The following is a 4,461-nucleotide window of genomic DNA, read 5'->3' as shown; positions in this document are numbered from 1 at the left end:
CTGCTTGCCAATGCGTCGCCCGAGGGCGTCGTACTGGTAATGGGCTTCGCTATGCAAGGTTGCGCCGTGCCAGGTCTGGGCATGGATCAGGCGGTTTTCGCAGTCGTAGGTAAAGCGTTGCGTTGCGCCGTTGGTGCTGCTCTTTTCGCTGAGGTTGCCCCAGTCGTCGTAGGTAAAACGCAGGTCCTTGAAGGCTATGAGGCGGTTGTTCTGGATCTTGTCGAATTGCCAACTGCCGCTGCCGCAAAGATTGCCGGACGGGTCGTAGGAGAAGTCTTCGGTGTGCAGTTGCGGGTGGTTCGGCTGGCGGCTGCGCAGTTGGCCGCTGGCATCGTAGTGGAAGTCGGTGATACCGCGCTGTTTGTCGACGATCCGTTGTACTTCACCGCCGTCGCTGTAGTGATAGCGGCGGTGCAGGGCGGTGGCGGGATGCTCCGGCAAGCCGAGCAGGCGGTCGGTGTTTTCCTGCAGTTGGCTCAGTTGCTCGTGGGGCAGGCGGATTGCGGCTTGCCACATTTTGCGCCCCTGGCTGTCGTAGCCGTAGCGACTGGTGAGGTTGCCTTGGGTACGCAGGGTTTCGCGGTGCAGGGCGTCGCGCTCGAAGTCGCTGATCAGGTGGCCATCGAGGTTGATCTGGTGCTGGTGGCCGCTGCCGTAATAGAGCTGGTTGAGCTGGCGGCCGTCGGGCAGGGCCAGGCCGCTGAGGTTGCCCAGGGCGTCGTAGTGGTAGGCAAGCTCGCCGGTACTGCTGCTTTCGCTCAGCAGTTGGTCGGCGGCGTCGTAGCTGAAGGCCAGGCGGTTGGCGCGGATGCCCAGGGCCTGGCCCGCCTTGCTTGGCAGGCGTTCGACGGCGATCAGCCGGTCGGCCTCGTCGTAGTGATAATCCAGGAGAGCATCGCTGGTGACCCTGCTGAGCAGACGCCCCGCGGCGTCGTGTTCGAACTGTTGCTGACGAGTGACCTGCACCAGGCTCGGGCTGGTGGCGATTTCTTCCAACTGGCTCAGTTGGCCGTTGAGGCTATAGCTGAAGCGGCGGTGCAGGCCATCGATGCGCACTTCTTCCTGCAGGCGGTCGCTGGCGTCGTAGCTGAAGCGGTAGGCGGCCTTGTTTTCATTCAGCAGAGCGATCAGGCGCTGGGCTTTGTCGTACTGATAGTGAACCTGCTGGCCACGAGCGTCCCTGCGTTGGCTGGGCAAGCCCCGGGGCGTGCGTGTCAGGCTGGTGGTGTGGCCATCGGCATTGGTGTGGCTGAGCAACTGGCCAAGGGCGTTGTAACGGTACTGGTCGTGGCTACCGCCAGGATGGTCAACGCGCAGCACTTCGCCATCGGCTTTGCGGGTCAGGCGCGTGGTGCACTTCAGGGCATCGGTGATGCTCGCCAGGTGCAGGTGGCTGTCGTAGCCATAGCGCGTCAGCTGTCCGGAACAGTCCTGGTATTGCTCGATCTGCCCCAGTTCGTTCCACCATAGTCGGGTGTTGTTGCCCAGCGGGTCGATGCGGGTGTGGGGCAGGCCGGCGTCGGTGTTGAAGAATTGGGTCACCTGACCCAAAGGGTCGGTGCTGTCGAGCAGGTTACCCTGACGGTCATAGCTCCAGCGCTGGCAACTGCCATCGGCACGCTCGATGGCGGTGACCAGGTCGGTGTCCAGGTGATAGCTGTAACGGATCGAGCGACCCAGGGGATCGGTTTCTTCCTCCAGTCGCGAGAGCTTGTCGTAGGTGAAGCTCAGGGCGCTGCCGTCGGGTAGCTCCAGGCCGGTCATGTTGCCGGATTCATCGAGCTGGAAGCGGTACTGCTCACCGCCAAAGTCGCGGCTGGCGATAACTCGCCGACCTTCGTTGTAGTCGATCTGTGCGGTACGGCCGAGCACGTCTTTGATATGAGTCTGACGTTGTGCCAGGTCATAACTGAACAGGTAGCGCTCACCGTCACTGGTCCAGTGCTCGGTGACCCTGGGCTGACCGTCGTTCAGGGTGGCCCAGCGGTAGTGACAGCGCAGGCCCAGGGCGTTTTCGTGGGCGACCATCAGGCCCTGGTCGTAGGCAAACCCGCGCACCCGTTCGCCGTTGCGGTTGATGACTTGGCGCAGTTGGCCGTTGGCGTCGTACTGGTAATGCACCAGGGTTTCGACAGGCTGGTTATCGACGACCCGTTCAACCCGGCTCAGGCGCCGTTCGTGCTGCTCGTAGCACAGGTGCAGACGAATGCCGCCCGTGGCGCACAGGTCGCTCAGACGCTGCTGACTGTCATAGCTGAAATTAAGAAAGTGGCCGAGGGCGTTTTCGATACGCCGCAGGGGAGAGGGCTGACCGTCGTCGGCCAGTTCACCGAAGTAGAAGAAGGTGTTGTCCAGGCTTTGCAGCAAGTAGTGCCCACCTTCGGAGCGCACCACGAACAGTTGCTCGTCCGTCAGGTAGACGCGCTCGCCGGGCTCCAGTTGCGGCAAGGGCAGGTCACGCCCCTGGTTGTCGCGCAGGTACAGTTGCTGGTCTTCCAGGCGCAGGCTTTGCTCCCAGGGCAGCACCCAGCCGCGCCCGAGCAAGCCTTCGTGGGTAATGTCACTGGCATAGAAGCGCGCCCAGGTGATGGGCATCAGTCCTGGCAGGCTGAAGTCGGTTTCACTCTCTTCCAAAAGCAATTTGCGCCCGCTGATGACATCCACAGGATTGCCGAACAGGGCACCGGCCACGCGGCCAATAGCCGGACCAATGACGAAGCGTCCTGCCAGTTCACCCGCGACAAACCCGGCAGCAAATTTCAATGCACAAGGGGCGACGGCCTTCAGGCCAATCTTGCCGGCGGTCAACGCCAGTTTCAGTAGGCCGCTGGCAGCGCCGGCCACGGCCATGAGGATATCGACGGTGGTGCGCAGCCACTCTGGAATCTCGTCTTCGATCTCCAGGTACTGCTCTTTTTCGGCGCCGATGAACACGCTGTCCGAGCCACTGTCGATGACGCTGCCGCAGGTCAGCTTGTCGCCCTTGCGCGCCGCCGGCAGGCCGTTGATAAACACCTTGGCCGAGCCCTCCGCCACCAGCGGAGGCACCGGATGCTTGGTGCAGATACCCAGGCTGTCCTGCACTTGTGCGGCATTCAGGCCATTGATGAAGACGTCCGGTGAACCGCTGGTGATGCCCCCGGCGGGGGCCTTGGACATTCGTCCGATGGCTTCGCCCGCGGAGGTCAGTGCCATACCTCCCACACCCGCAAGCACCCCGGCCAGCAAGGCGGTGCCAAATCCGCAGGTGGCAACGGTGATTATGGCCACGGCCGCAATCAAGGCGATCCCCAACGCCGCCCCCACCAGAAACCCCACCAGCGCGTTGCTGTGGGCCAGTTCGTCGTTTAACCGTGCCGCTTCAAACATGCTTGGCCTCCCAGGCCTCTCGTTCCTTGAGTCCGCAGGCGCCTTATGGCTTGGACGGGGGCGGAGGATGGGCCTCGAAGCTTGCCAGGACGTCTGTCCACAGCTGATTCAGTTGATCGTCAAAGGGCTGCTGGCTGGTGGCCGAAAACACCAGCACGCGCTGGGGCGAGACGATAAAGCCGGCCTGACGCTGGTACACCGGACGTCCGTCGCTCTGGTAATGGGCGTCGACTTGCAGGCCCGGCACCGGGGATTGCGTCGAAAGCCAGACCTCTTGCAGGTCCTGACGTTTGTATTTGCGCAGCTTGGCGGCGATCAGGCCGACCTGGCGCTCGACATACTCCGCCAGGCTTTCCCCGGGCAAGGTGATGTCCCGCGACAGGGTCAGGCTGAAGGGCGCGGGCAGGGCGATGCCTGGGACGAACATATTGACGCTGCGATCTTGAAAGCCACTGGGCAGCGTGAGTTTTCCTTCCTGGATCAGGTAGTCCATGGGTGCTTGCTCTTGGGAAATGAAGGTCAGGCGGTAGGTGCCGGTGGGGGAGAGAAGGCAGCCTCGACTTCGGCATCGATGCTGCCTTTGTCACCATCCGTTTCGGGGGCTGTGGCGGCGGCGCCGCCGGGCATATTGATGTCGAGCTGGCCGCCGGTATTGATCTGCGCGTCGCCTGTTACCGAGAAGTTGAACTTCGAGCCATAAAGGTTGATCTCCCCACTGGCTTTCATTTCAAAAACGCTCTGGCCGCAGACCAGGCGTATTTTTTCCCCTGCCTCGATCAGGTACTGGGTGCCGATGCTGTCCTTCTTGGTGGCGCCGACTTGCAGGGTGTCGTCGACCTTGACCGTTCTCAGGCTGTTCTGGCCGACGGTGATGGTTTCGTCCTGGCCGACCGAGTGCACACGGTTGACGCCGACCCAATGGCTTTCATTGTTCTTGACGGTGCAGTCCTGATCGCGCTGGGCATGGATGTAGATTTGCTCCTGGCCGGCCCGGTCCTCGATGCGCAACTCGTTGGAGCCCTTGCCCCCCAGGCTGCTGCGGGTCTTGAACACGCTGCGGGTCTTGTTCGCCGGCAACGGATAAGGCACCGG

At 62.5% G+C, this 4,461-nt stretch carries 3 protein-coding genes; all 3 read right to left on the bottom strand.

Annotated elements, in window-relative coordinates; all coding sequences use genetic code 11:
- Positions 1–3,369, bottom strand: a 3,369-nt coding sequence (locus tag BLX41_RS21845; protein ID WP_123726567.1) for a DUF6531 domain-containing protein, incomplete at its 3' end; no start/stop codon positions are given.
- A gap of 43 nt (positions 3,370–3,412) precedes the next feature.
- On the bottom strand, positions 3,413–3,862 hold the full coding sequence (locus BLX41_RS21840) for a DcrB-related protein (RefSeq protein ID WP_123726566.1): 450 nt from the start codon (positions 3,860–3,862) through the stop codon (positions 3,413–3,415).
- A 26-nt stretch (positions 3,863–3,888) separates the two neighbouring features.
- Positions 3,889–4,461: bacteriophage T4 gp5 trimerisation domain-containing protein (locus tag BLX41_RS35935; protein WP_404942787.1), on the bottom strand; the 573-nt coding region annotated here is incomplete at its 5' end.

It is taken from the genome of Pseudomonas protegens (assembly GCF_003732485.1).
GTDB classification, from domain to species: domain Bacteria; phylum Pseudomonadota; class Gammaproteobacteria; order Pseudomonadales; family Pseudomonadaceae; genus Aquipseudomonas; species Aquipseudomonas protegens_B.
This window is presented reverse-complemented; position numbering and strand designations above follow the sequence as displayed.

What these genes read in the sequence shown, in the direction of transcription:
- BLX41_RS21840 (WP_123726566.1), bottom strand. Translation starts at nt 3,862, where the DNA reads ATGGACTACCTGATCCAGGAAGGAAAACTCACGCTGCCCAGTGGCTTT.